Raw genomic sequence first — 217 nt, 5'->3', positions numbered from 1 at the left:
ACAAGGGCAGGCTTACAACTGAACTAATAGAGGACATGAGGAGGGCATTTACCCAAAGCGAGCAGTTTCTCTGCACTGATCTTAATGTGGATTCAGTACAGGACAAAAAACAGCTGCTGCTTGAGATGTGGAAGGAGCAGGCCACGCTCTATGGAATAGATCCATTGAAGATAAAAATAGAAAAGCAAAGAAATGATGGCCCGGTTCCAGTTGAAAA

Annotated in this window: 1 protein-coding gene; it reads left to right on the top strand. The window is 43.8% G+C overall.

Features of this window, described 5'->3' with window-relative positions; all coding sequences use genetic code 11:
* Positions 1-217 (top strand): hypothetical protein (locus C0Q33_RS09435; RefSeq protein ID WP_165776504.1); only part of this gene is annotated, 217 nt, incomplete at both ends.

Source organism: Candidatus Nitrosotalea bavarica (assembly GCF_900167955.1).
Taxonomy (GTDB): domain Archaea; phylum Thermoproteota; class Nitrososphaeria; order Nitrososphaerales; family Nitrosopumilaceae; genus Nitrosotalea; species Nitrosotalea bavarica.
Note: the sequence above shows the minus strand (reverse complement) of the source record. Positions and strands in the feature narration are given on the sequence as shown.